Here is a 3,543-nt window from a genome sequence, read left to right as displayed (position 1 = left end):
GGTCTCAAGTTCTGTCCAAAATACTGTATAGAATAAAGATCGTCATATCCTAACATTATTTTCCCAGATTTTGTTCCAGAAACTTTTCCTAATGATTCAGATAAAGCAACATTACCATTCTTCACTTCTTTTGCGACAGCTGTAACATTTCCATTTTGTACAAAGGATTTTCTTAATTCAAAAGGATTGCCTACTGCACTTTTTACCTTATTTTTTTCGCCTGAAAGATAAAAATAGCCCCAATCTATACGAACATCATCTCCTTTTTTTGCCAAAATATCTTGTGAAATACTACCCGTTTTGACAAAGGCAAGATTTCCTTTCTCAAAACTTTCGCTTCTACTTGGTTGAGATGCTTCATCTAATGCCCAACTTGGCGCTGCTTCGAAGTAAATTGAAACGTCATGATCTTTTGAATCATTCGATTTTACTGAATAACCTATATAATTTACAGGGCGAGAAACTAAATACAAATTATCCATTAATAGAGGCGCCATAAATGTTAGCTCTAAATTTACCTCACCACAAGTAAATGCGTAACGTGTTTGTGTTGCCTGCACGTCAACTGATTTTTGAATAGCCGTTTTTTCTAAATGTCTTTCCACTGGCATTTCTATACAGATTCCGAAATCAAGCAACCCACCGCCAATTCTGTTTTTACAATGAGCGGATATTATATTCTTCCCTTTTTTCATTGTTTTTACAACATTTTGCGGAATTTGTATAACTGCATTTTTACCAACATCATTACCTGTGTTCACAATTTCCATACCATTAATATAAATTTCGGTATCATCATCGTGAGAATATTTTAAGTATACTTTCTTATTCGTATAATCCTTTGTTAATATGATTTCTCTGCGCACCCAGATATCTTCTGTTTCCCAAAGTGTTTTTATATTATTTTCTCCTTTTGTTCCGAAAGCACCTTTGCCCTGTTTCCAATTTTTAGAATCAAAAGAAGGTGATTGCCAGTTTGATTTAGGGGAATCAAATGTGTAATCAGCGCTCCATTCCTCTGAAGATGCCATTCCGATAATCATTTTCAAAGGGACGTCTTCTGTTCCCATAAATCGATAAGTCACTCCGTCAACACGCAAAGCACCAACAAACGGAAAATCCTTTCCAGTCCAGTGTTTCACCGGTTTATCATATAAATTATTAGCCATAGCCCATGCGCTGGTATACGGATCAATGTTTATTAATGGGTATGCAGGAGCTCTTAATTCATTTTTTACATAAGTCCCCTGAGCATTGTTTTGAGCAAAACACTTGAAAGAAATCGCCACAAAAAAAAGTATAGCGAAAAGGTTAATTGATTTTTTCATTTTTTTAGATGTTTATTACTTCTTTTTCTTTGTAGCAAATTGTGCTATTTCTTCAATTTACTGTTTAATTTTGGAGCAATTATTTCATAATTTCCCTTGTCGTCTATCCATCTGCACGTCGCAATACCGACATCATTTCCCTTAATTTTTAGTACTGCAAAAGAGCCATTGCCATCTTCATCTGGCCAAGCATTATTTATCTGATAAATACTATGTCCTTTGTATGTTTGAACAGAAGCTTCATGAGTATGTCCCACAAAAAAAGCGGCTAAATTATATTGATCAAGAAGGTCAAAAAGCTGGCTGCGAACTTTTTCCGGCCACCATTTCGCAGCCCATTCATCGAAGCCATAATGCTGCACAAAAACAACTGGATTCCCTTTTGAGGCGTATTTTTTCAAATCCTCTTTTATCCATTTCATATTACTCTCGCAATATGTGGTGTCGCCGGCATAGGTATGTGTTTGAATAAAATGCACATCACCAATATTCCAGGAATAGGCACGGCTGGACGGATGTATATTGAAAATTTCTTTATTTGAAAGTTTTGCTTGCAATAACGAATCAAGATAAGTTAATGAATAAGCGCGTCCTGATAAGTTATCCACATCACCTTTTTGTCCGGGATGAACATCGTGATTTCCATAGCCTGGGTAAACATTATAGTGAATCTGTTTTTCTCCTGTGCCTATTTCATATCGTCTTTTGTATGCTTTTATGCTCGCGGGACACGGATTGTCAAAAATATCACCTGAAATAACAACACCATCAACTTTGGTCAAGGTTTCACCAACAAAAGATTTTGGAGCGTCTTTTGCCCAAACATAAGTATGAGGCAATTTATTCATTGTCAGTACATGATAAAATTGGTCTGTTTCAGGCGAAGAATCAAAATGCAAATCTGAGGCCATTATAAGTGTAATATCTCTCTGTTGAGAATAAGACACCTTACTGGCAATTAAAAACAAAATAATAAAATGGAATAATACTGTTTTTTTCATTTTTTTGATATTAATATGGACTCTTGTCTTCTTTTATCTGAATAGCTGTTAATAGACATTCTACACCAGAAACTGTTGTCATGCAATTTGTCGTCTTTTTATCATATGGCTTTCCCCAAGAATAACTAATGCTATAATTGTTTTTCTCCTTCTTTGAGTTCTTTTTGATTTGATCCCAAACAACAAGAGAACAATTATTAATATATTCTTTCATTGCATTCCTATTAGCAGAAGGAATGTCAGAAAATAAATAATACGGTACGAAGTGCATAAAAATACCATTGAAAGCGATAGAATCTTTACTTAAATCAATAGCAGCAGGATTATATAAAACACCATAATTGTCAGTCATCTTTGTAATAATATAATTAACAACAGCATCTGCGGTAGTGCCTACAGTAGGTTGTCTTTCTTGGTCTTTGTTCCATGCAAGACCTAAAGCGGCTAATGTTGTTCCGAAATTATAAGCAAAGTCTCCAGAATTTTGTTTCTTCGACGAAAGCGTATAAGAGTCATACACTTTTCCTGTTGTTTCGTCAATCAGGTATTTTGTTTGAATTGACGTCCAACGCGAAGCAAAATCTTTTGGTGATTTGCCATTTATAGTCTTTTCAGGAATTAAATACGCCAATACAATTGCTTGTCCCATTGTGCAACTGTGATAAGCGTGATTTTTTTTGTTCCAAAATATACCTCCAAAACCAGTTTTTGAACTGTCTAAAAAACCAAAATAAGGATCTGATGCAGTACCTAAAGGAGTCGTCAGTGTTTTGTCAAAAATATTTTTATAAGAGTATTCTTCATTGTAAACCTTACCATCTTCGTAGTGAGCATAGGATTTAGGATTTATTTGAATATTGTGTTTGTTTAATTCTAATATTGCATTAGCGCCCCAGCATTGATCATCACTAAAATCAAAGGCAACATAAACAGCTTCTTCTGCCCATTTAAGGTATTTTTTATCTTCAAGAACCTCATAAGCATGAACATACATCATGGCAACACATGCTTTTTGCCAATCTAAGGTTTGGTTACTAGGCAAAGCAGTATAATCTTCTTTGTAATTTTTGTGAATGTAATCTACAATTTTTGCTATGTCTTTTTTAGTATAACTAATGTTCTTTTTTATACTCTCCTGAGACGATAACTGTAGTGAGGTAAAAAAGATATAGAAAATCAAAAATAAACTGATGGGCTTTAAAGCAATTTTTTTC

3 protein-coding genes are annotated in these 3,543 nt (G+C 34.3%); all 3 read right to left on the bottom strand.

Going from position 1 to position 3,543, the window contains the following annotated elements:
- The coding region (locus VFS71_RS12880) for a DUF5127 domain-containing protein (RefSeq protein WP_326401703.1) at window positions 1-1,328 on the bottom strand (1,328 nt) is incomplete at its 3' end.
- Window positions 1,329-1,372: 44 nt separating this feature from the next.
- Window positions 1,373-2,329 carry a metallophosphoesterase family protein gene (locus tag VFS71_RS12875; protein ID WP_326401702.1) on the bottom strand — a complete coding sequence of 319 codons (957 nt, stop codon included), beginning with the start codon at window positions 2,327-2,329 and terminating at the stop codon, window positions 1,373-1,375.
- A 10-nt stretch (window positions 2,330-2,339) separates the two neighbouring features.
- A partial coding sequence (locus tag VFS71_RS12870; RefSeq protein WP_326401700.1) for a hypothetical protein occupies window positions 2,340-3,543 on the bottom strand: 1,204 nt, incomplete at its 5' end.

The sequence above is a fragment of the Flavobacterium sp. genome, assembly GCF_035760125.1.
GTDB lineage: Bacteria > Bacteroidota > Bacteroidia > Flavobacteriales > Flavobacteriaceae > Flavobacterium.
This window is presented reverse-complemented; position numbering and strand designations above follow the sequence as displayed.